A 22,797-nucleotide genomic window follows, 5' to 3' on the forward strand; every position below is an offset into this window, starting at 1 on the left:
CCTACCTTCCGTTGTCCCTGGCCGACCGATCATAGGCGCCATGACGGCGCCCCACCTAATGTTATGTGAGTTACGTCACAAATTTTAGGCTATCGAGGGTGGCCGGTCACGCGTGACGATTGCGTCAGTCCATGCCTTCGGTCATGGGCTGCGGCGCCGGGTCCCGGTTAGCCTCGGGGGTCGATGTCCACCACCCCGATCCGGAGCCACATGACCCACCGCCTGACCCTGGCGCTCGCCCTCGCCCTTGGAACCGCCATGCCCGCCTACGCCCAGACCTCCGCGACGCCCGCCGCCAGCCAGGCCAGCAATCCGTTCTTCGTCCAAAGCCCGCTGCCGCTGCACTACCCGCAGTTCGACAAGATCACCGACGCCGACTTCGCCCCGGCCTTCGATGCCGGCATGGCGCAGCAGCTCAAGGAGATCGCGGCGATCGCCGACAACCCGGCCAAGCCGAGCTTCGACAACACCTTCGTGGCGCTGGAGCAGAGCGGCCAGCTGCTGGATCGGGCGACCTCGGTGTTCTTCAACCTGGTCGGCACCGACACCAACGACACGCGCAAGCAGCTGCAGGCCGACTACGCCGGCAAGTTCGCCGCGCACCGCGATGCGATCAATCTCAACGGCAAGCTGTTCGCGCGCATCCAGACCCTCTACGACGGCCGCGCCGGCCTGGGCCTGGATCCGCAGAGCCTGCGCCTGGTCGAGAAGGTCTACGGCGACTTCGTGCGCTCCGGCGCCAAGCTCTCCGACGCGGACAAGACCCGCCTGAAGGCGATGAACGCCGAGCTGGCCACGCTGTCGACCAAGTTCAGCCAGAACGTGCTGGCCGAGGTCAACGATTCGGCCCTGGTGCTGGACGATGCCAGGCAGCTCGACGGCCTGAGCGCGGCGGAGATCGCCGCCGCGGCCGACGAAGCCAAGACGCGCAAGCTGCCCGGCAAGTACGTGCTGACCCTGCTCAACACCACCGGCCAGCCGCCGCTGACCCATCTGACCGACCGGGCCACGCGCGAGCAGCTGTTCAAGGCCTCGGTGAACCGCGGCAGCCGCGGCAACGCCTACGACAACACCGCCATCGTCTCGCGCATCATGACCCTGCGCGCACAGAAGGCGAAGATGCTCGGCTATCCCAACTACGCCGCCTACTCGCTGGAGAACCAGACCGCCAAGACGCCCGAGGCCGTCAACGCGATGCTGGGCAAGCTGGCCCCGGCTGCCGTGGCCAACGCCAAGCGCGAGGCCGCCGACCTGCAGGCGATGATCGACGCCGAGCAGAAGGCCGCCGGCAAGCCGGGCTTCGAACTGGCCGCCTGGGACTGGGCCTTCTACAGCGAGAAGGTGCGCCAGGCCAAGTACAACTTCGACGAGTCCCAGCTCAAGCCCTACCTGGAGATGCGCAACGTGCTGGAAAACGGCGTGTTCTACGCCGCCAACCAGGAGTTCGGCCTGAGCTTCAAGGAGCGCCACGACCTGCCCAAGTACCACGCCGACACCTTCGTCTACGACGTGTTCGATGCCGACGGCTCGCAGCTGGCGATCTTCATCTTCGACCCCTATGCGCGCGCGTCCAAGCGCGGCGGCGCGTGGATGAATTCCTACGTGTCGCAGTCCGCGCTGACCGGCGACAAGCCGGTGGTGGCCAACCACCTCAACATCCCCAAGCCGCCGGCCGGCCAGCCGACGCTGCTGACCTGGGACGAGGTCACCACCGCCTTCCACGAGTTCGGCCATGCCCTGCACGGCATGTTCTCCGACGTGAAGTACCCCTACTTCTCCGGCACCAGCGTGCCGCGCGACTTCGTCGAGTTCCCCTCGCAGGTCAACGAGATGTGGGCCGACGATCCGGCGATCCTGCGCCATTACGCCAAGCATCACCAGACCGGCGCGCCGATGCCGCAGGCCCTGCTCGACAAGGTCGTGGCCGCGGCCAAGTTCAACCAGGGCTTCGCCACCACCGAATACCTGGGCGCGGCGATGCTGGACCAGCGCTGGCACCAGATCACCGAGGACCAGGTCCCGGCCGCGTCCGGCGTGGTGGACTTCGAAGCCAAGGCGCTGGCGGCCGATGGCATCGCCTACGCGCCTGTGCCGCCGCGCTACCGCACGCCCTACTTCAGCCACATCATGGGCGGCTATTCGGCCGGCTACTACGCCTACATCTGGTCCGAGGTGCTGGATGCGAACACCCAGCAGTGGTTCAAGCAGCACGGCGGCCTGAGCCGCGCCAACGGCGACCGCTTCCGCAAGACCCTGCTCTCCCAGGGCGGCAGCCAGGACGCGATGAAGCTGTTCGTCGACTTCACCGGACACGCGCCGCGGATCGAACCGTTGCTGGAGAAGCGCGGTTTGGATGCGAAGGCGGATTGAGGGCTTCCGGCGCAGCAGGTAAGTCGCGTCGCCGCAGGGCGGTGACGCGACTCTGTCGACGGGATGAGTGGGCGGCGGTGAGCGTATTTCGCCCACCCGCCTCGACCACGCCGAGCGCGGCCCCTCGGCTCGGCTCCCCCCTCGATGGCCAACGCTTGAATGGGAAAAGATTGACCGCGCCTCACGGCCAGGTGGGAACAACTGCCTCCTCGAATCGCGCAGCGGCCTGCCTGTAGAGCGGAGCTTGTGGCAATCCCCTCTTGGGGACTCCGCTTGGGCCTTCCCCACAAACCGAACGAAACGCAGCGGAGCAAGCTCCGCTCTACAGGTGGGATTCGGTTGGCGCTCCGCGAGCACCAAGCGCGCCGCCGCGATTCATTCTGTCCGCTCTGTACCACGCGCGGCAGAATCGAGGCTTTGCGGCGAATAGATCAGGATTTCTTTCGAACCGAAGCCCCATCCATGACGCCCACGGCAGCGGGCCGGCGGGCGGTGTCCGCGCCCAGCGAGGCAGGACGCCGAGCGCCCGAGTCAGGGCAGGATGCCCTGATCGAGGGATAAGCGGGCGCCGCCCGCCGGACCGCTGCCCCTCCGAAGTCAGCGCCCTCCCCCTCTCGCCACTGATCAGGCGAAGAGCCACAACGCGCAAAAAAAGCCCGGCTTGCACCGGGCTTTTCTGACGTAGCTTCTCTTAAAAGCCCTAAAGCACTCAAGGCTTGGGTGGCGTCGCAATACGCAGCCCGTCACCCGCTGGCGTCACTGGATAGATCCGCCCGGTCTTCGGGTCCAGCACCTGGTTGTTACCAACCTGCACCGCGCCCGGCACCAGCCGGCCCTGCGCATCGATCACGCGTGCGGGCGTCGCCGGCGCGGTGGGCGTGACGCTGCTGGGCTGCGTGGGCCGCTGCGCATCCGTAGCAGGCCCCTTGGGACTGACCGGCGGCGTGGTCGCACGCTGGCCCGCGTCCGAGCGCACCCCGGTGCTGCGCTGGGGAGACGTGCCGGAGGCATCGCGCGCATTGGGAATCTGCACCGGCTGCGGCTGGTTGAGCTGCTGCGCCTGCGCCAGCGGCGCGGCGGCCAGGATCGGCAGCGCCGCGATCGACAGGATGACGGTCCGGTTGAGCATGACCGAACTCCTTTGTGTGAGTGTGCGGCCACGCTAGCGCGATGCCGCTGGCTGCGCGGTGAAGCCCGCTCCGCACCCGCGGCGCGGTTCAGCCGGCCGCGGGCGCCTCGACCAGCGCGCGCACCCGGCGCGGCCGGCTCGGGAACGCATGGCGCACGATGCGCCAGGCCACCTGGCTGAACTGCTTGAACAGCGAGCCGGTGTTGTAGTGCTGCCCGTAGCGCGCACAGATCTCGCGCACCTCCGCCGCCATCTCGCTGTAGCGGTTGGCCGGGATGTCGGGGAAGAAGTGATGCTCGATCTGGTGGCTCAGATCGCCGGTGAGCACGTCCACCAGCGCACCGCCGGAGATGTTGGACGACCCCCGCAGCTGGCGCAGATACCAGTGGCCACGGCTCTCGTTGCGCACGCAATCCTTGGGGAAGGTCTCCGCATCGGCGGTGAAGTGACCGCAGAAGATCACCACATAGGTCCAGATGCTGCGCAGCATGTTCGCCGCCAGGTTGCCCAGTAGCACCGGCAGGAACCACGGCCCGGCCAGCGCCGGGAACAGCACATAGTCCTTCAGCACCTGCCGGCCCATCTTGCGGCCGACCGGCGCGAACTGCGCGCGCAGCTGCCTGAAGCTCATCTTGCCGGCCAGCCAGCGGCCCAGACGCAGGTCCTGGATCGCCACGCCCCACTCGAACAGCAGGCAGAACACCACCGCGATCGGCGGCTGCAGCAGGTAGAACGGCTTCCAGCGCTGCTCGGGGAAGATGCGCAGCAGACCGTAGCCGATGTCGTCATCCAGCCCGCGCACGTTGGTGTAGGTGTGGTGGCGGAAGTTGTGCGTCTTCTTCCAGTTCTCGCTGGTGGCCACGATGTCCCACTCGTAGCTGCGGCTGTGCAGCTGCGGATCGCCCATCCAGTCGTACTGGCCGTGGATCACGTTGTGGCCGACGGTCATGTTCTCCAGGATCTTGGACAGCGCCAGCAGCGCGGTGCCGAGCACGCACAGCGGCCACAGCAGCGCCGGCACGAAGGCCCCGCCCACCGCGCCGGCGAACAGCGCGATGCGGCCCAGCGCGCCGCTCCAGCGCACCGCCGCGACTGCGCGGCGGATGTAGCGCGCATCGCGTGCGCCGAGCGTGGCCACGGTGCGGGCGCGCAGGGCGTCCAGCTCGGCGCCGAAGCGCTGCAGCTCGTCCTGGGACAGGGGGCGGTTGTGCTTGCTCATCTAAAGGTCCAGCGTCAGGTCGGTGGCCGCGGCGCTGATGCACAGGCGCACGGTGGCGTCGGGCTCGCCCGAACGCGCATTGGTCTGGGTGTCGCGGGTGATGCCCTCGCGCCGGGTGCAGGCGCAGGTGTTGCAGATGCCCATGCGGCAGCCCGAGGCCGGGCGCAGGCCCTGCGCCTCCAGCGCCTCCAGCAGCGACGCATCGCGCGGCACGGTCAGCGTGCGCCCGCTGCGTGACAGGGTGAGGGCAACGCTGCCGCCCTCGCCCGGCAGCGCGCGCGGCGGGGTGAAGGCCTCGGCCTCGAACCGCACCACGCGCCCTTCCAGCTGCGCACGCGCGCTCTGGACGAAGCCGTGCGGGCCGCAGGCGAACACCTGGCGATGGCCCAGCTCGGGCACCAGCGCGGCCAGGTCGGTGTCGTCGATGCGCGGCGCCGCCGGGCCATCGGCCTGGCGGGTCAGCCGCAGATGGACGCGCAGACCGCGATGGCGCGCGGCCAGCGCGGCAAGCTCGTCGGCGAAGCAGACCTCGGCGCGGGTGCGTGCCCAGTACACCAGGTCCAGCTCGACCGGCATGCCGGCCGCGTCCAGCTCGCGCAGCATCGCCATCAGCGGCGTGATGCCGCTGCCGGCGGCCAGGAACAGCCAGGGCCCGTGCACGGCGGCCGGCAGGGTCATGGTGCCGAAGGCCGCGCCCAGCGTGAACACCTCGCCGATGCGCGCGTGCCGGCACAGGTGCTGGCTGACCCGCCCGCCTTCGACCTCACGCACGGTGATCTCGATCCGGTTGCCGGCGACCTTGCTGGGGCTGTAGCTGCGGGTGATCCGGGCGCCGTCCAGCTCCACGCCCAGGTTGATGTGCTGGCCGGCGCGCAACCCGGCGAAATGGCGGTTGGTCTGCAGCACCAGCGTGACCGCGCCTTCGGCGGCCTGGCGGCGCTCGCGCAGGCGCGCCAGCGGGCGCTCCCAGCTCCACAGCGGGTGGACCCGGCTGGCCCAGAAGTCGAAGACCGCCGGCTCGACCAGGCGACGGGCGACGCGCTGGACCGGGGAGCTGGAACGAGGACGACGGATCGCATTCATGACCATGCACTATACAGGCGTGAGAACGGATGTCTATACACTTGTATATTCATGTGAGGGGCTATGATGGCGGCGCCCCGCACGGACCAGGATCCGCAGTGCCCGCTACCGAGTCCGCCGCCATCGACCCCAGCTCAGACGACGCCAGCGGCGGCCGCCGCGCCGCCATCTCGCGCCAGGACCTGCTGGCCGCCGCCCTGCGCCTGGTCGGCCCGCACCGCAGCCTGTCCTCGCTGAGCCTGCGCGAGGTCGCGCGCGAGGCCGGGATCGCGCCGAACAGCTTCTATCGCCAGTTCCGCGACATGGACGAGCTGGCCGTGGCCCTGATCGACCTGGCCGGCCGCTCGCTGCGCCAGATCATCGGCCAGGCCCGCCAGCGCGCGGCCTCGACCGACCGCAGCGTGATCCGCCTGTCGGTGGAGACTTTCATGGAGCAGTTACGGGCCGACGACAAGCTGCTGCACGTGATGCTGCGCGAGGGCATGGTCGGCTCGGACGCGTTCAAGGCGGCGGTCGAGCGCGAGCTCACCTACTTCGAGGACGAGCTGCAGGTGGACCTGGTGCGCCTGGCGGCGGCCGAGGGCGCCACCCTGCACCAGCCAGCCCTGGTCTCCAAGGCGATCACCCGCCTGGTGTTCGCCGCCGGCGCCAGCGCCATGGATCTGCCGCGCGAACGCGATCCGGAGCTGATCGGCCAGCTCTCCACCATGCTGCGCATGATCCTGACCGGCTCGCGCGCGATGGCCAAGGGCGTGGGCGTCGATCGCTGACGCTCAGATCGGTGGAGAGATCGAATGGTGCCGCTCGATTCGACCGATTGGACCCAACTCCGGCACGCGTACGGGAGCGCAGAGGACATCCCTGCGCTTCTCCGCCAGCTGCGCAACTTCCCGGACGAGAGCAACCCACAGTCGGAGCCATGGTTTTCGCTGTGGAGCGCACTTTGCCATCAAGGCGATGTCTACCCAGCCTCATTCGCGGCGGTGCCTCATCTTGTCGCGGCGCTCCAAAGTGACCCAACGCGCGCAACTTTCAGCTATTTCCTACTTCCTGCGTGCATTGAGATCGCACGCGGCGAACGGCGCATCGAAATTCCCAGCGCGCTCGAAGCACCCTACTTTGATGCCCTGAAATTGATGCCCCATCTGGCCGCTCAAGCAGTCTCGGCGGGCGCAAGCGTGGAACTCTGTGCAAGCGCGCTGGCCGCCAGTGCGGCTGCATCGGGCCATGTATCACTCGCGGCACTCTTGATCGACGTGGAACCCGGCGACATCGATGCCGTTCGCGAGTGGGTGCTCAACCGCTGAAACTTGTTTCAGGGAAGCGCACGCCCGATCAGGCGCGCGAAATCCGTCTCCGCCGGCAGCGTGCCCATCGCCAGTCCGTGCGCGCCGCCCAGGCGCGAGCGGCAGAACGGCTCGGCCACGGGGCTGCCCGTGCGCAGCAGCACGCCGGCCTGCAGCAACAGCGCCAGGCGCTCGACCAGCAGGCGCGCGCCGGATTCGATCAGTTCGCGGCCGGCCAGCTGCGCGGCGACGAGGTCCAGCTGGCGGTCGTAGTCGTGATCCTGCCCGCGCGCGGCGTTCAGCTCGTCCAGCAGCGCCTGGCCGCAGTCGGGCTCCCTGCCCAAGGCGCGCAGCACGTCCAGGCACTGGATATTGCCGCTGCCTTCCCAGATGCCGTTGAGCGGCGACTGCCGGAACAGGCGCGGCAGGATCGATTCCTCGACGTAGCCGGCGCCGCCCAGGCATTCCTGCGCCTCGTTGACGAAGGCCGGCGCGCGGCGGCACAGCCAGTACTTGCCGATGGCGGTGGTCACGCGCGCCAGCGCGGCCTCGTGCGGATCGTCCGCGCCGCGATCGACCGCGCCGGCCACGCGCAGGGCCAGGGCCAGCGCGGCCTCCCATTCCAGCGTCAGGTCGGCCAGCACGTTGCGCATCAGCGCATGGGCGGCCAGCGGCTGGCCGAAGCTGGCGCGATGGCGCGCGTGGTGCACGGCCTGGGCCTGGGCCATGCGCATCTCGGCGGTGGCGCCGAGCATGCAGTCCAGCCGGGTGAGCATGACCATCTGCAGGATGGTGGCCACGCCGCGCCCTTCCTCGCCGATGCGCCGTGCCCAGGCGCCGGTGAACTCGACCTCGCTGGACGCGTTGGCCCAGTCGCCCAGCTTGTCCTTGAGCCGCATCAGCCGGAAGGCGTTCTTCTCGCCATCGGGCAGGCGGCGCGGCATCAGGAAGCAGCTCAGGCCACCCGGCGCCTGGGCCAGGACCAGCCAGCCGTCGGACATGGGCGCGGAGAAGAACCATTTGTGCCCGACCAGCGCGTACTCGCCCTCGCCCGCCAGCGGCGTGGCGCGCGTAGCGTTGCTGCGCACGTCCGAGCCGCCCTGCTTCTCGGTCATGCCCATGCCGAGCGTGATGCCGGCCTTGTCGGCGATGGGCACATCGCGCGGGTCGTAGTGCGGGGCGGCGGCCTTTTCCGCCCATTCGCGCAAGGCGGGCTCGCGGCGCAGTACCGGGACCGCGGCGTGGGTCATGGTCAACGGGCAGCTGGTGCCGGCCTCGGCCTGGTGATGCAGATAGCTGAGCGCGGCCCGGGCGACATGCGCGCCCGGCCGGGGCGTGTGCCAGGACAGCCCGGCGACGCCGCCGGCCTTGGCCGCGTGCAGCAACTGGTGATAGGCGGGATGGAATTCGACCAGATCGATACGCCGGCCGAAGCGGTCGTGCGTCTTCAGCCGCGGCTTGTCACGATTGGCGTCGAAGCCCAGGGCATAGAGTTCGCTGCCTGCCTGTGCGCCATAGGCCCGCAGCGCGGCGGCGAAGTCGCCGGCGCCCTCCCGCATGCAGCCCTCACGCAGCACTACATCGTCGGTCCAGAGATCGCGCGGCGCGAACTCCGGCGGCTGGTTGTCGACCGTGTGGGTCTCGAAGGCAGGCGTGGCGCGGTGTTCCATCATCGGTGTCCTCCCGCGCCGATTGTGCCGCAGGAACGGTCAGCCGCCCTGCTGCAGCGCGACGACCTTGACGTCGACATCCTTGCAGGCCGCGTCGTTGCACACGCCGTTGATCCACACCTGGCCGCTGCCCAGCATCACGCCGTTCTGGTTCACCTGGAGCGCGCCATAGCGCTGGGCGGTGATGACCTGCGCGATGGCGGGCGTCAGGATCTGCTCGTACTGCGCGACGAAGTCCTGCGCGTTGTCGATGCGCCGCTTGCGATCGGCCAGGCGCACCTCGAAGGGATAGCGCATCAGCGCCGCCACGGCGGGTCGGTCGTCCGCCTTGACTGCCACCTGCAGCCGCTCCAACACGCTGCGATAGGCCGCGTGGTCGCCCAGGACCTGATCGATGCGGGCATCGACCTCGGCGTCCTTGTCCGACGCCTGCGGCGCAGCCGGTTCTGAGGCCGGCATCGATGCGACCGGTGTCGTGGAAGCCGCAGGCGCTGAAGCAACCGGTGCGTCGGCCTGCGGCGCCTCGGGTGCGCAGGCGCTCAGCGCAAGCAGCAGCATGGGTAGCAGCGTTGTTTTCATGAGTCCTCCCGGGTCTGCTTGTCTGCAGCTTGCCCACGGGGGTGTTGTGGTGGCGTAAGCCCGATGCGTCAGCTGCGGTTCGGGTTCGATCTCAGGTTCTGAGACGGCCCGTCCCAACGTTGGCGGCCTGTGCACATCCCAGTCCGCACCCTCCCGACCATGGCCCAAGCCTCAAACGACCTGATCGTCCTGCGTCCCGAAGGGCTGTATTGCCCGGCCGGCGATTTCCATATCGACCCCTGGCGGCCGGTGCCGCGCGCGGTGATCACCCACGGTCACGGCGACCATGCGCGCACCGGCATGGGCCGTTACTGGGCCACGCGCGAGAGCCTGCCGATCCTGCAGTGGCGGCTGGGCGAGCAGGACTACGCCATCCACGATTACGGCGAGGCCTTCCGGATCGGCGATGCGCGCCTGTCGCTGCATTCGGCCGGCCATGTCCTGGGCTCGGCGCAGGTGCGGGTGGAAGTGGGCGATCAGGTCTGGGTCGCCTCGGGCGACTACAAGCGTCAGCCGGACCCGACCTGCGCGCCGTTCGAGGTGGTGCAGTGCGACACCTTCATCACCGAGGCGACCTTCGGCCTGCCCATCTACCGCTGGCCGGACACGACCGAGGTCGCGCGCGAGATCGTCGCCTGGCGCCGGCACTGCGCGCAGCGCGGCGAGGCGGCGATCCTCTACTGCTACGCACTGGGCAAGGCGCAGCGGCTGCTGGCCGAGCTGCGCGACCTGGACGATCAGCCGGCGCTGTTGCACGGCGCGATCCAGGCCGGCGTGGAGGTCTATCGCGGCGCGGGCATCGCCATGCTCGACACCTTGCCGGTGTCGGAGACGGCCAAGGGCAGCGACTACGCCGGCCAGCTGATCCTGGCGCCGCCGTCGGCGGCGGGCAGCCCGTGGATCCGGCGCTTCCGCAAGGCGCAGCAGGGCTTCGCCTCGGGCTGGATGCGCGTGCGCGGCAACCGTCGTCGGCGCAATTACGATCGCGGCTTCGTGGTCTCCGACCACGCCGATTGGCCGGATCTGCTGCGCACCGTGCGCGAGACCGGTGCGCGTCGGGTGATCGCCACGCACGGCAACACCGACGCCATCATCCGCGCGATGAACGAGGCCGGCATCGCGGCCGAAGCCTTCCGCACCGATTACGGGAGCGAAGAGTGAAGCGGGCCGTGTTGTCGCCTTCGCGCGCTCGCCTTGCTGCCTGCGCCGGCGCGTTCTCGTCCTCATCGTGCGGCTGTGCCGTGGGACCGAAAGCAAAGTCCCTGGATTCCCGCGTGCGCGGGAATGACGCGGTGTGGATGCGCGAGAACGGAGAGATGGACGTGTCTGGCCGGTGGTCGGCATGAAGCGCTTTGCCGAGCTGTACAAGGCGCTGGACGAGAGCACCGCCACGCTGGACAAGCGCGCGGCGCTGATCGCCTATTTCCGCGATGCGCCGCCGCGCGATGCGGTGTGGGCGCTGTACCTGCTGGCCGGCGGCAAGATCACCGGCCCGCGGCAGAAGATCGCCGGCACCGGCGAGCTGCGCGCGTGGATCGCGCAGGAATCGGCCACGCCGGACTGGCTGGTGGACGACAGCTACGACCATGTCGGCGACCTGGCCGAGACCCTGGCCCTGCTGCTGGACGACCCGGCCGCCCCTCCGCCGGACGTGGGCCTGGCCGAATGGATCGAGGAGCGTCTGCTGCCGGTGGCCAACCGGGACGAAGCCGTGCGCCGCGCAGTCATCGTCGAGGCCTGGCATGCCCTGCCCTATGCGCAGCGGCTGGTATTCAACAAGCTGCTGACCGGCGCGTTGCGCGTGGGCGTGTCGCAGCGGCTGGTGCAGCAGGCGCTGGCGGAGATGAGCGGCATCGACATCGCACGCATCGCCCAGCGCATGCTTGGGACCTGGGCGCCGACGCCGCAGTTCCTGCAGGACCTGCTTTCCGACGAGGAGCTGCCTGGCGATCGCCAGCAGCCGTATCCGTTCTTCCTGGCCTCGCCGCTGGAGGCCGAGGTCGGATCGCTGGGCGACATCGGTCACTGGCGCCTGGAATGGAAATGGGACGGCATCCGCCTGCAGCTGATCCGCCGCCACGGCGAGGTGGCGCTGTGGTCGCGCGGCGAGGAGCGCCTGGACGGGCGCTTCCCGGAGATCGAAGCGGCCGCGGCCACGCTGCCGCGCGACTGCGTGATCGACGGCGAGCTGCTGGCCTGGCGCGCCGGCGAAGACGCGCCGCTGCCCTTCACCGCCCTGCAGACCCGCATCCAGCGTCGCAAGCCCGGCGCCAAGACGCTGGCCGACACGCCCGCGCGCGTGCAGGCCTACGACCTGCTGGAGCTGGATGGCGAGGACCTGCGCGAGCAGCCGCTGGACCAGCGCCGCGCCCTGCTGGAACAGCTGCTCACCGCGCACGCCGATCCGCGCATCGTCCTGTCCCCGCAGGTCCAGGCCGCCGACTGGGACGCCGCCGCGCAGCTGCGCGAGGATTCGCGCACGCGCGGCGTGGAGGGGCTGATGCTCAAGCGCGGCAGTTCCACCTACCAGGGCGGCCGCCGGCGCGGCGACTGGTGGAAGTGGAAGATCGATCCGCTGACCATCGATGCCGTGCTGCTCTACGCCCAGGCCGGTCACGGCCGGCGCAGCACGCTGTACACCGACTACACCTTCGGCCTGTGGGACGGCGACACGCTGGTGCCGGTGGCCAAGGCCTATTCTGGGCTGGACGATACGGAGATCCTCAAGCTGGACAGCTGGATCCGCGCGCACACCACAGAGCGCTTCGGGCCGGTACGCGCGGTCACGCCGCACCACGTGTTCGAACTGGGCTTCGAGGCGGTCAACCTGAGTAAGCGGCACAAGTCCGGCGTGGCCACGCGCTTCCCGCGCATCCTGCGCTGGCGCCACGACAAGCCGATGGCGCAGGCCGACCGGCTGGAAGACCTCAAGGCGCTGGCGCGGTGACGCCCCGCAAGACCGCGGCGACCGGCCGCACTGACGAGGCGCAGCCGAAGGCGACGCGTCCGACGCGCGCGCGCGCCTTCGACGCGCCGCTGCAGGCCTGGCTGGGCACGCGCGGCTGGAAGCCGCTGCCGTTCCAGCGCGAGGTCTGGCAGCACTACCTGGCCGGCCGCTCCGGCCTGCTGCACACCCCGACCGGCAGCGGCAAGACCCTGGCCGCCTTCGGCGGCCCGCTACTCGAAGCCCTGCAAGAAGCCGCCGCAAGCCCCTCTCCCCCCGGGAGAGGGGTTGGGGTGAGGCTGCGCCCGCAAGCCAGGACCGAAACAGCGCGAGGCGCACGCCCTGATCCGGCCCCTCAGATGGCCTTGGCTCCGGAAGGCACCTCGTCGCACGGCGCGATGGACGCAGAACCCACCCCGCCCCCCAAAAAAAAGAACAACCGCGTCCGCCCCCTTCAGGTGCTGTGGATCACCCCGCTCAAGGCGCTCGCCGCCGACACCACCCGCGCGCTGAGCGAGGCCATCGCCGGCGTCGGCCTGGACTGGCAGGTCGGCCAGCGCACCGGCGATGCCAGCGCGCGCGACAAGCGCCTGGCCCGCGCCGGCAAGCTGGACGTGCTGGTGACCACGCCCGAGTCGCTGGCCCTGCTGCTGTCCTATCCCGACACCGCACCCCAGCTGCGCCAGATCCGCGCGGTCATCGTCGACGAATGGCACGAGCTGCTGCCCAACAAGCGCGGCGTGCTGCTGCAGCTGGCACTGGCCCGCCTGCGCGCCCTCTCGCCGCGCATGAGGACCTGGGGGCTGTCGGCGACGCTGGGGAATCTGGAGGAGGCTGCGGGGGCGTTGATGCCGGTGGTGGAGGCGGGACCGGGGACCCGGGACCCGGGACCCGGGAAAGCGTTGACCGCACGTGTCACGGCCACTGGGCAAGCCAACGCTTCTGTTTCACTCCCGGGTCCCGGGTCCCCGGTCCCCGGTCCCAGCTTTGCACTCGTCTCCGGCGTCCGCCCCCGCACCCTGGTGATCGAGACCCTGCGGCCCAAGGCGGGCGAGCGCTTCCCGTGGTCGGGCCATCTGGGTTTGGCGCAGCTGGCGCGCGTGCTGGACAAGCTGATGTCGGTGCGCACCAGCCTGGTGTTCACCAATACCCGCGCGCAGGCCGAGCTGTGGCACCAGGCGCTGGCCTCGGTCTGGCCCGAGGCGCTGGAGACCCTGGCCCTGCACCACGGCTCGCTCGGTCCCAAGCTGCGCGCGCAGGCCGAGGCCGGCCTGCGCGCCGGCACGCTGCGCTGCGTGGTGGCCACTTCCAGCCTGGACCTGGGCGTGGACTTCCCGGCGGTGGACCAGGTGCTGCAGGTCGGCAGCCCCAAGGGCATCGCGCGCCTGCTGCAGCGCGCCGGCCGCGCGCGCCATCGTCCGGGCGAGGCCGGCCACGTGGTGTGCGTGCCGACCCATGCGCTGGAACTGGTCGAATACGCCGCCGCGCGCCAGGCCATCGCCCGCAATGCGATCGAGCCGCGCCACGCCCCGCGCCTGTCGCTGGACGTGCTGGCCCAGCACTGCGTCACCCTGGCGCTGGGCGGCGGCTTCGAGGCGGACGCGCTGCTGGCCGAGGTGCGCAACACCCAGGCCTTCGCCGCGCTGGACCAGGTCACCTGGCGCGCGGTGCTGGACTTCATCGAACGCGGCGGCAGCGCGCTGGACCGCTACCCGGATTTCCACAAGGTGGTGCACGACGAGGACGGCGTCTACCGCGTGCACGACCGCAAGGTCGCCCTGCGCCACCGGCTGTCCATCGGCACCATCACCAGCGACGGTGCGGTGCAGGTGAAGTTCCTGCGCGGCGGCGGACTGGGCTCGATCGAGGAACAGTTCGTCGGCCGCCTACGGCGCGGCGACCGCTTCCAGTTCGCCGGCCGCACGCTGGAACTGGTGCGCCTGGAAGACATGACCGCCTACGTGCGCGTGGCCAAGCGCGGCGACGGCACCGTGCCCAAGTGGATGGGCGGGCGCATGCCGCTGTCCTCCGAGCTGGGGCACGAGGTGGAGGCCGTCTTCGGCGGCGACCACGCCGCGCCGGAGCTGCGCGCGATCGCCCCGCTGCTGTCCCTGCAGGCGCGCCTGTCCGCCCTGCCCGCGCCGGGCAGCCTGCTGTGCGAGCGGGTCAAGGCGCGCGATGGCCTGCACGTGTTCCTGTACCCCTTCGCCGGACGCCAGGTGCACGAGGGCCTGGCCGCGCTGCTGGCGCTGCGCTGGGGCCGGCTGCACGCCAACACCTTCGCCTTCGCCGCCAACGACTACGGGCTGGTGCTCTCGCCCGCCAATGCGGTCGAGCTGGAAGAGGACACCCTGCGCGCCCTGCTCTCGCCCGCGCGGCTGCTGGAGGACCTCACCGCCAGCCTCAACCTGGGCGAGCTGGCGCGCCGCCAGTTCCGCGAGATCGCGCGCGTGGCCGGCCTGCTGCCGCCGTCCCTGCCCGGCAAGACGCCGCGCAGCATGCGCCAGCTGCAGGCCTCCAGCGGGCTGCTGTTCGACGTGCTGACCCGCCACGACCCCGACCACCTGCTGCTGCACCAGGCCCAGCGCGAGCTGTTCAGCGGCGTGCTGGAGCTGGACCGCCTCACCGACACCCTGCACGATTGCGCCCGGCGCCAGCTGCGGCTGTGCACCCCGGCCAGCCTGACGCCGCTGTCCTTCCCGCTGTGGGCCGAGAGCCTGCGCGGCCAGCTCAGCACCGAGGACTGGAGTACGCGCGTGCAGCGCGCCGCGCAGCAGCTGGAACGCAAGCATGGCCGTTGAGCTGGACCTGATGCTGGCCGGTGAACCGATGCGCGCCCTGGGCGACCGGGCGCTGTACTGGCCCGCGCGCCGGCGCCTGCTGATCGCCGACCTGCACCTGGGCAAGGGCGACATCTTCCGTCGCGCCGGCATCGCCCTGCCCAGCGGCGGCACCCACCACGACCTGGCCCGGCTGGCGGCGCTGGTCGAACACACCGGCGCGCACGAGCTGTGGGTGCTGGGCGACGTGCTGCACGGCCCGGCGCCGCAGGCCAGCTGGCGCGGACATGTGGACCGGTGGCGGCGCCAGCACCATCACCTGCGCGTGATCGCGCTGGCCGGCAACCACGACCGCGACCTGGACGCCGCCGCCGACCTGGGCTTCGAGGTGTTTCCGGACAGTGTCGAGGACGGGCCGTTCGTGCTGCGCCACCACCCGCAGCCCGACCCGCAGCGGCACGTGCTGTGCGGCCATCTGCATCCGGTGTTCAAGGCGCCGGGCACCACGGTGCGCTGGCCGGCCTTCCTGCTGCGCCAGGAGATGACGGTGCTGCCGGCGTTCTCGCAGTTCACCGCCGGCGTGGTGCCGGACCTGGCCCCGGGCGAGCGGCTGATCGCCTGCGTCGAGGGCCAGGCGATCGCGCTGCCGCCGGCCTGAGCGGCGCTGGGCTTCTAGACGTTGTCCTGCGGCTCCAGGCGCGGGGTGATCGCGTCCTGGCGCGGCAGGCGGCGGCCGGCGCGGCGGTCGGCCTTCCAGCACAGCCAGCCGGCCAGGAAGAAGGCACTGGCGGCCAGCGCAAGCTTGACCGGGTGATGCGCCACCAGCGGCGAGACCACGCCGGCGACCAGCGCGCTGACCATCAGCTGCACGAAGGCCTGCAACGAGGACGCCAGCCCGCGCTGATGCGGGTACAGGTCCAGCACCGCCAGCGCCAGGATCGGGAACACCAGGCCCATGCCGGTGCCGGCCACGAAGATCGGCAGCACCGCCCACGGCACCTGCAGGCGCGGCGCCAGCAGCGCGTAGACGATGCTGGCCACGCCGGACACGCCGCAGCAGACGAAGCCCAGCCGCGCCTGGGCGGCCGGCTTCATCCTGCCGGCCATGCGCCCGGACAGCCACGCGCCCAGGGTCATTCCGCCGATGGTGGGCAGGAACAGCCAAGCGAACTCCTGCTCGGTCTTGCCCAGCAGTTCGAGCACGAACACCGGCGCCGAGGCGATGTAGAGGAAGACCCCGCCGAAGGCCAGCGCGCCGGACGCGGCCAGCCGCTGAAAGCGCCGGTCCAGCCCGATCGAGGCATAGCGCCGCGCCAGCCCGCGCGGCGACAGCGGCGTGCGCGCGTCCACGGGCAGGGTCTCGGGCAGCCAGGCCGCGGTGGCCAGCAACAGCAGCAGGCCGAAGACCATCAGGAACCAGAAGATCATCGGCCAGCCAAGGCCAGTGCCCAGGATCCAGCCGCCCATGATCGGCGCGATGGCCGGGGCGATGCCGAAGATCATCGACACCTGGCTCATCAGCTTCTGCGCCAGCGGGCCGGCGTAGAGGTCGCGGATCACCGCGCGGCCGACGATCATGCCGGCGCCGGCCGAGAAGCCCTGCAGCGCGCGGAACAGCAGCAGCGTGCCCAGATCGCGCGACAGCGCGCAGCCGGCCGAGGCGGCCACGAACACGCACAGCCCGGCCAGGATCACCCGCCGCCGCCCGAACGCGTCGGACAGCGCGCCATGGGCCAGGCTCATCACGCCATAGGCCAGCAGATAGACGCTGACGGTCTGCTGCACCGCGGTCTGGTCCACGCCCAGGCGCCGGGCCAGCTGCGGGAAGGCCGGGAAGATGGTGTCGATGGAGAACGGGCCGAACATCGCCAGCCCCGCCAGCAGCAGGGCGAGACGACGCGTCGAGGTGGCGGGCAACGGCATGCGGGGGTCCGGGAAAGCGGGGGCCTGCCGCGCGGACGGCACGGCGGGCGCGCCGCGCGCAGGGCGCGGCGTGACGGGGAAGGAAGGCGGGTTGGTGCCCATGATAGGCGCTGCGCACAGCGTCTTGCCGCACGGCACTGAACAGGGCTCGCCCGGCTCGCGCTGCCGCAAGCGATACGCACCCGTCCGCGGCCCGTATAATCGCCAGGGCAACACAGGTGGGAGAAGCGGCGCGGGGCCATGCCAGGCCCGCACCGCTGCCGAAGGCGCAACGCCCGTAATCGCTCAGGCCCGATACCACCGCAGGCAGCACACACTCTGGAGAGACCGGCCGCCCGCAAGGGTCGGCGCCGGCGCCGAAGGGGCACAAGGCGCAGTCCAGCGCGCCTCCAAACTCTCAGGCAGAAGGACAGAGGGGCGCGAGAGGATGCTTCCATCCGCTCGTCGTTCCCGCGCAAGCGGGAACCCGGCGACGTTGCCCGCGGCCAGGCCGCAGGCCGGCGCCGGATCTCCGCTTCGCGCGGGGGGACGCGGCCAGGAGGGGAGGTCCGTTCCATCCCGCGTGCCCTCTTCTTCGGATGCCTGCCATGTCCCAGCCCTCCCCGTCCTTGCGCGACCTCGAACACCACGCCGCGTTCGTCGAACGCCATATCGGCCCCAACGACACCGAGATCGCGCAGATGCTCGAGGCGGTCGGCCACCCCAGCCTGGATGCGATGACCGACGCCATCGTCCCGGGCAAGATCAAGTCGCCCGCCGCCCTGGCCCTGCCCCAGGCGATCACCGAAGAGGAGGCGCTGGCCAAGATCCGCGCCATCGCGCGGAAGAACCAGGTGTTCAAGAGCTTCATCGGCCAGGGCTATTACGGCACCCACACGCCCAAGGTGATCCTGCGCAACATCCTGGAGAACCCCGCCTGGTACACGGCCTACACGCCCTACCAGGCCGAGATCTCGCAGGGCCGCATGGAAGCGCTGATCAACTTCCAGACTCTGTGCGCCGACCTGACCGGCATGGAGATCGCCAACGCCTCGCTGCTGGACGAGGCCACGGCCGCGGCCGAGGCGATGACCCTGGCCAAGCGTTCGGCCAAGTCCAAGTCCAATGTCTTCTTCGTCCACGACGCGGTGCACCCGCAGACCCTGGAGCTGCTGCGCACGCGCGCCGAGCCGCTGGGCATCGTGCTGGAGCTGGGCACCCCGGCCCAGGCGATGGAGGCCGATGCCTTCGGTGTGCTGCTGCAGTACCCGGACACCTTCGGCCAGCTCTCGTTCGACACGCTCGCCGGCTACCAGGCGCTGACCGACGCGGTGCATGCGCGCCAGGGCCTGGTGGCCGTGGCCACCGACCTGCTGGCACTGACCCTGATCGCCGCGCCCGGCGAATGGGGCGCGGACATCGTGGTCGGCAACTCGCAGCGCTTCGGCGTGCCGTTCGGCTTCGGCGGCCCGCATGCGGCGTTCATGGCCTGTCGCGACGCCTTCAAGCGCTCGATGCCCGGCCGCCTGATCGGCGTGTCGATCGATGCCGAGGGCAACCCGGCCTACCGCCTGACCCTGCAGACCCGCGAGCAGCACATCCGCCGCGAGAAGGCCACCTCCAACATCTGCACCGCCCAGGTGCTGCTGGCGGTGATGGCCTCGATGTACGCGGTCTACCACGGCCCCGAAGGCCTGACCCGGATCGCCCGCCGCACCCATCGCCTGGCGGCGATCCTGGCCGCCGCGCTGCGCGGGGCGGGCGTGCAGGTCGGCGAGCACTTCTTCGACACCTTGCACGTCAAGGCCGTCGATGCCGACGCGCTGCACGCCCGTGCGCTGCAGGCCGGCATCAACCTGCGCGCGATCGACAGCGAGGCGCTGGGCATCAGCCTGGACGAGACCACCACCCGCGCCGACATCGTCGCCCTGGGCAAGCTGTTCGGCGTGGAGGTCGACGTGGACGCGCTGGACGCGGCCAGCGCCGATGCGCTGCCGCAGGGCCTGGTGCGTACCAGCGCGTTCCTGCAGCACCCGGTGTTCAACACCCACCACAGCGAGCACGAGCTGCTGCGCTACATGCGCGCCCTGGCCGACAAGGACCTGGCGATGGATCGCACCATGATCCCGCTGGGCAGCTGCACCATGAAGCTCAACGCCACCGCCGAGATGATCCCGGTGACCTGGCCCGAGTTCTCCGCCATCCATCCGCTGGCCCCGGCCGCGCAGTGGGCCGGCTACCGCCAGCTGATCGACGAACTGGAGGCCATGCTGGTCGAGTGCACCGGCTACGACGCGGTCAGCCTGCAGCCCAACTCCGGCGCGCAGGGCGAGTACGCCGGCCTGCTGGCGATCCGCGCCTACCACCGCTCACGCGGCGAGGGCCATCGCGACATCTGCCTGATCCCCGAATCGGCGCACGGCACCAATCCGGCCTCGGCGCAGATGTGCGGCATGAAGGTCGTGGTCACCAAGTGCGATGCCAACGGCAACGTCGATGTCGAGGACATCCGCGTGCAGGCCGAGAAGTATTCCGACCGCCTGGCCGCGCTGATGATCACCTACCCGTCCACGCATGGCGTGTTCGAGGAGGACATCGTGGCCATCTGCGAGGCCGTGCACGCGCACGGCGGTCAGGTCTACACCGACGGCGCCAACATGAACGCCCTGGTCGGCGTGGCCAAGCCGGGCAAGTGGGGCTCGGACGTGAGCCACCTCAACCTGCACAAGACCTTCTGCATCCCGCACGGCGGCGGCGGCCCAGGCGTGGGACCGTGCGCGGTCAAGTCGCACCTGGCCCCGTTCCTGCCGCGCACGCTGGGCGGACAGGGCGAGGTGGGCATGGTCTCGGCGGCCAGCTTCGGCTCGGCCTCGATCCTGCCGATCAGCTGGATGTACATCACCATGATGGGCAGCGCCGGGCTGCGCAAGGCGACCCAGGTGGCGCTGCTGAACGCCAACTACATCGCCAAGCGCCTGGCACCGCACTACAAGACGCTCTACACCGGCCGCAACGGGCTGGTCGCGCACGAGTGCATCCTGGACGTGCGCCCGCTGGAGAAGACCACCGGCATCAGCGCCGAAGACATCGCCAAGCGCCTGATCGACTTCGGCTTCCACGCCCCGACCCTGAGCTTCCCGGTCGCCGGCACGCTGATGGTCGAGCCGACCGAGAGCGAGTCCCAGCACGAGCTGGACCGCTTCATCGACGCCATGATCCAGATCCGCGAGGAGATCCGCGCTGTCGAGGACGGCCGCCTGGAACGCGAGGACAACCCGCTCAAGCACGCCCCGCACACCGCCGTGCAGGTCTCCGGCAGCGAGTGGACCCACGCCTACCCGCGCGAGCTGGCGGCCTTTCCGCTGCCCTCGCTGCGCCAGGCCAAGTACTGGCCGCCGGTGGCGCGCGTGGACAACGTCTACGGCGACAAGCACATCATGTGCGCCTGCATCCCGGTCGATGCCTACAAGGAAGACGTCGAGGCCTGATCCCAGGCCCGGGTCGAGACCACGAAAGCCCCGCCTCGGCGGGGCTTTTCGTTGCGGGCGTTGTCACAGAGCGATGACGCGCCAGGTCACATTCCGCCGGGCGCCGGCAGGCCCGAGGGGGCGTGCGACCGCCAGATCCAGCCCGCACGGGACGCGCCGGGATCGGCATGGACCTTGCTTGATCGGCTGGTCGCGGTGCCCTCCCCCGAGCCGAAGTCGTCAGTCGCATGTCCGGTATCTACAACCCTCTCCTGGTGGTCGCGTCCTTCATCGTGGCCGCCTTCGCCTCGTATGTGGCGCTGAACCTCACCGGGCGCATCGCCGCCAGCAGCGGCCGGGCCGCGCGCGGCTGGCTGGTCTGCGGCGCCTGTGCGATGGGCTTCGGCATCTGGTCGATGCACTTCATCGGCATGACCGCCTTCCGCTTGCCCATCCCGCAGGGCTACGACCTGCTGATCACGCTGTATTCGCTGCTGATCGCGGTGGTGGCCTCGGCCTATGCGCTGTGGATGGTGACCCGCGAGACCCTGCCGGCCAGCCAGCTGTTCGGTGGCGGGACGATCATGGGCGTGGGCATCGCCGCCATGCACTACGTGGGCATGGCCGCCATGCGCATGCAGCCGGGGATCGACTACGACCCGCTGTGGTTCGCCCTGTCGGTGCTGATCGCCATCGCGGCGGCCACCGCGGCGCTATGGATCTTCTTCCGGCTGCGCAACGAGCGCCTCAGCCACCTGCTGCCGTGGCGCCTGGCGGCCGCCAGCGTCATGGGCCTGGCCATCGCCGGCATGCACTACACCGGCATGGCGGCGGCGCGCTTTCCGCCCGGAAGCGTGTGCGGCGCCGCCCTGCACAACGGCCTGACCCCGCCGGTGCTGGCGGCGCTGATCGGCATGGCGACCTTCGCCATCCTGGGCATCGCGCTGATGACCTCGGTGCTGGACCGGCGCCTGCAGGACCGCACCGCGCTGCTGGCCGCCTCGCTGGCCAAGGCCAACAGCGAACTGAGCCATCTGGCCCTGCACGATGGCCTGACCAGCCTGCCCAACCGCATCCTGCTGGAGGAGCGGCTGGGCGAGGCCATCGCGGCGGCCGAGCGGGAGGGCGGGCGCTTCGCCCTGCTGTTCGTCGACCTGGACGGCTTCAAGGGCATCAACGACGCCTACGGCCACCAGATCGGCGACCGGCTGCTGCTGCAGTTCTCCTCGCAGCTGGTCAGGCGCCTCTCGCCGCACGCCACCATCGCCCGACTCGGCGGCGATGAATTCGTGGTGCTCAGCACGATCGAGGCGCCGCAGGACGCGATGCGCATCGCCGAGCTGCTGATGGAGCTGGCCAGCGTGCCGCTGGAGCTGGACCGCGGCGAGATCGCCGTGTCGGCCAGCATCGGCGCGGCGCTGTATCCCGAACACGGCACCGTCGCCCACGACCTGCTGGCCAACGCCGATGCGGCGATGTACGCGGTCAAGGAGCGCGGCCGCAACGGCTACCAGCTGTTCGAGCCGGGCATGAACCACGGCGCGCATGCGCGCATCGCACTGATCCAAGATCTGCGCCGCGGCCTGCAGCGCAACGAGCTGCGCCTGCACTACCAGCCCAAGCTGCGCGCACCGGACGGGCCGGTGATCGGGGTGGAGGCGCTGGTGCGCTGGCAGCATCCGCAGCGCGGGCTGATCATGCCCGGCGACTTCATCGCGCTGGCCGAGCGGTCCGGTCTGATCATCGAGCTGGGCCGCTGGGTGCTGGACGAGGCCTGCCGCCAGCTCGCCCAGTGGCGCGCCCAGGGCCTGGAGGTGCAGAGCGTGGCGGTGAACCTCTCGCCCAACCAGTTCCATTCCGACCAGCTCTACCAGGACGTGGCGCAGGCCCTGCGCCGCCACGGCCTGCCGGCCAGCGCGCTGGTGCTGGAGATCACCGAATCGATGGCCATGCACGATGCGGAGGCCAGCCTGGCAATCCTGCAGCGGCTGGTGGAGATGGGCGTGAGCATCTCCATCGACGATTTCGGCACCGGATACTCGAGCCTGCTGTATCTGAAGAAGCTGCCAGCCAGCGAACTGAAGATCGATCGCGGCTTCGTGCAGGACCTCGAGCGCGGTGGCGACGATGCCGCCATCGTGTCGGCCATCATCGCGCTGGGCCACTCGCTGGGGCTGCAGGTCATCGCCGAGGGCGTGGAGACCCCGGCCCAGCAGTCCCTGCTCACCGAGCTGGGCTGCACCCTGCTGCAGGGCTATCTGCTGGGCCGCCCAATGCCGGCCGAGGAGGCGTGCGGCTTCTTCGAGAAACGCCAGGACGTGGGATCGCCTGACAGCCGGACGCCGGGGCCGATCCCGACCTGAGCGGA

15 protein-coding genes and 1 riboswitch are annotated in these 22,797 nt (G+C 70.4%); of the genes, 9 read left to right on the forward strand and 6 right to left on the reverse strand.

Going from position 1 to position 22,797, the window contains the following annotated elements; all coding sequences use genetic code 11:
* The first annotated feature begins 210 nt into the window (after positions 1 to 210).
* A complete protein-coding gene (locus QE438_RS06910) occupies positions 211 to 2,370 on the forward strand; it encodes a M3 family metallopeptidase (RefSeq protein WP_306991538.1) in 2,160 nt (719 codons plus the stop codon).
* Between the two features lie 709 nt (positions 2,371 to 3,079).
* Here the strand turns inward: QE438_RS06910 and QE438_RS06915 are convergent.
* The 3 genes from QE438_RS06915 to QE438_RS06925 form a co-directional block, all read right to left on the reverse strand.
* Positions 3,080 to 3,499 (reverse strand): hypothetical protein, encoded by a 420-nt coding sequence (locus QE438_RS06915; protein ID WP_131659723.1) that lies wholly within the window; start codon positions 3,497 to 3,499, stop codon positions 3,080 to 3,082.
* A gap of 88 nt (positions 3,500 to 3,587) precedes the next feature.
* Positions 3,588 to 4,718, reverse strand: a complete 1,131-nt coding sequence (locus QE438_RS06920) for an acyl-CoA desaturase (RefSeq protein WP_130517801.1) — start codon at positions 4,716 to 4,718, stop codon at positions 3,588 to 3,590.
* Positions 4,719 to 5,801, reverse strand: coding sequence for a ferredoxin reductase (locus tag QE438_RS06925; RefSeq protein ID WP_307183985.1), 1,083 nt, complete (start codon positions 5,799 to 5,801; stop codon positions 4,719 to 4,721). It abuts the gene before it with no gap.
* A 122-nt stretch (positions 5,802 to 5,923) separates the two neighbouring features.
* Between QE438_RS06925 and fabR the strand changes: the two genes are divergently transcribed.
* A complete protein-coding gene (gene fabR, locus QE438_RS06930; protein WP_130518736.1) occupies positions 5,924 to 6,571 on the forward strand; it encodes an HTH-type transcriptional repressor FabR in 648 nt (215 codons plus the stop codon).
* Positions 6,572 to 6,595: 24 nt separating this feature from the next.
* Positions 6,596 to 7,108 carry a hypothetical protein gene (locus QE438_RS06935; protein WP_306991536.1) on the forward strand — a complete coding sequence of 171 codons (513 nt, stop codon included), beginning with the start codon at positions 6,596 to 6,598 and terminating at the stop codon, positions 7,106 to 7,108.
* An 8-nt stretch (positions 7,109 to 7,116) separates the two neighbouring features.
* Here QE438_RS06935 and QE438_RS06940 read toward each other — a convergent pair whose 3' ends face one another.
* Entirely contained in the window at positions 7,117 to 8,757 is a 1,641-nt protein-coding gene (locus tag QE438_RS06940; protein WP_306996102.1) for an acyl-CoA dehydrogenase family protein, read from the reverse strand.
* A 39-nt stretch (positions 8,758 to 8,796) separates the two neighbouring features.
* Positions 8,797 to 9,216 carry a hypothetical protein gene (locus QE438_RS06945; protein WP_309733031.1) on the reverse strand — a complete coding sequence of 140 codons (420 nt, stop codon included), beginning with the start codon at positions 9,214 to 9,216 and terminating at the stop codon, positions 8,797 to 8,799.
* A gap of 279 nt (positions 9,217 to 9,495) precedes the next feature.
* Here QE438_RS06945 and QE438_RS06950 point away from each other — a divergent pair, with 279 nt between their 5' ends.
* The 4 genes from QE438_RS06950 (at position 9,496) to pdeM (ending at position 15,718) form a co-directional block, all read left to right on the forward strand.
* Positions 9,496 to 10,497 (forward strand): ligase-associated DNA damage response exonuclease, encoded by a 1,002-nt coding sequence (locus tag QE438_RS06950; protein WP_306991532.1) that lies wholly within the window; start codon positions 9,496 to 9,498, stop codon positions 10,495 to 10,497.
* Between the two features lie 181 nt (positions 10,498 to 10,678).
* A complete protein-coding gene (locus tag QE438_RS06955) occupies positions 10,679 to 12,283 on the forward strand; it encodes an ATP-dependent DNA ligase (protein WP_306991531.1) in 1,605 nt (534 codons plus the stop codon).
* Between the two features lie 89 nt (positions 12,284 to 12,372).
* Complete coding sequence (locus QE438_RS06960; protein ID WP_307184145.1) at positions 12,373 to 15,081, forward strand: DEAD/DEAH box helicase; 2,709 nt, start codon at positions 12,373 to 12,375, stop codon at positions 15,079 to 15,081.
* Complete coding sequence (pdeM, locus tag QE438_RS06965) at positions 15,071 to 15,718, forward strand: ligase-associated DNA damage response endonuclease PdeM (RefSeq protein ID WP_130517791.1); 648 nt, start codon at positions 15,071 to 15,073, stop codon at positions 15,716 to 15,718. Before QE438_RS06960 ends, pdeM begins: the two co-directional genes overlap by 11 nt.
* A gap of 14 nt (positions 15,719 to 15,732) precedes the next feature.
* Here pdeM and QE438_RS06970 read toward each other — a convergent pair whose 3' ends face one another.
* Entirely contained in the window at positions 15,733 to 16,983 is a 1,251-nt protein-coding gene (locus QE438_RS06970; protein WP_306991529.1) for a multidrug effflux MFS transporter, read from the reverse strand.
* 308 nt (positions 16,984 to 17,291) lie between these two features.
* Positions 17,292 to 17,406, forward strand: a riboswitch (glycine riboswitch).
* A 155-nt stretch (positions 17,407 to 17,561) separates the two neighbouring features.
* On the opposite strand from QE438_RS06970, the gene gcvP reads away from it, so the two are divergent.
* Together gcvP and QE438_RS06980 are read left to right on the forward strand one after the other, a co-directional pair.
* Entirely contained in the window at positions 17,562 to 20,450 is a 2,889-nt protein-coding gene (gene gcvP / locus QE438_RS06975; protein ID WP_307183984.1) for an aminomethyl-transferring glycine dehydrogenase, read from the forward strand.
* 227 nt (positions 20,451 to 20,677) lie between these two features.
* Entirely contained in the window at positions 20,678 to 22,792 is a 2,115-nt protein-coding gene (locus QE438_RS06980; RefSeq protein WP_306991526.1) for an EAL domain-containing protein, read from the forward strand.
* Positions 22,793 to 22,797 lie beyond the last annotated feature (5 nt).

The sequence above is a fragment of the Pseudoxanthomonas sp. SORGH_AS_0997 genome (genome assembly GCF_031453535.1).
Taxonomy (GTDB): Bacteria; Pseudomonadota; Gammaproteobacteria; order Xanthomonadales; family Xanthomonadaceae; genus Pseudoxanthomonas_A; species Pseudoxanthomonas_A winnipegensis.

What these genes read in the sequence shown, in the direction of transcription:
- QE438_RS06980 (WP_306991526.1), top strand. Translation starts at nt 20,678, where the DNA reads ATGTCCGGTATCTACAACCCTCTCCTGGTGGTCGCGTCCTTCATCGTG.
- QE438_RS06955 (WP_306991531.1), top strand. Translation starts at nt 10,679, where the DNA reads ATGAAGCGCTTTGCCGAGCTGTACAAGGCGCTGGACGAGAGCACCGCC.
- QE438_RS06935 (WP_306991536.1), top strand. Translation starts at nt 6,596, where the DNA reads ATGGTGCCGCTCGATTCGACCGATTGGACCCAACTCCGGCACGCGTAC.
- QE438_RS06925 (WP_307183985.1), bottom strand. Translation starts at nt 5,801, where the DNA reads ATGAATGCGATCCGTCGTCCTCGTTCCAGCTCCCCGGTCCAGCGCGTC.
- gcvP (WP_307183984.1), top strand. Translation starts at nt 17,562, where the DNA reads ATGCCTGCCATGTCCCAGCCCTCCCCGTCCTTGCGCGACCTCGAACAC.
- QE438_RS06940 (WP_306996102.1), bottom strand. Translation starts at nt 8,757, where the DNA reads ATGGAACACCGCGCCACGCCTGCCTTCGAGACCCACACGGTCGACAAC.
- QE438_RS06915 (WP_131659723.1), bottom strand. Translation starts at nt 3,499, where the DNA reads ATGCTCAACCGGACCGTCATCCTGTCGATCGCGGCGCTGCCGATCCTG.
- QE438_RS06910 (WP_306991538.1), top strand. Translation starts at nt 211, where the DNA reads ATGACCCACCGCCTGACCCTGGCGCTCGCCCTCGCCCTTGGAACCGCC.
- QE438_RS06920 (WP_130517801.1), bottom strand. Translation starts at nt 4,718, where the DNA reads ATGAGCAAGCACAACCGCCCCCTGTCCCAGGACGAGCTGCAGCGCTTC.
- QE438_RS06950 (WP_306991532.1), top strand. Translation starts at nt 9,496, where the DNA reads ATGGCCCAAGCCTCAAACGACCTGATCGTCCTGCGTCCCGAAGGGCTG.
- pdeM (WP_130517791.1), top strand. Translation starts at nt 15,071, where the DNA reads ATGGCCGTTGAGCTGGACCTGATGCTGGCCGGTGAACCGATGCGCGCC.
- QE438_RS06970 (WP_306991529.1), bottom strand. Translation starts at nt 16,983, where the DNA reads ATGCCGTTGCCCGCCACCTCGACGCGTCGTCTCGCCCTGCTGCTGGCG.
- QE438_RS06945 (WP_309733031.1), bottom strand. Translation starts at nt 9,216, where the DNA reads ATGCCGGCCTCAGAACCGGCTGCGCCGCAGGCGTCGGACAAGGACGCC.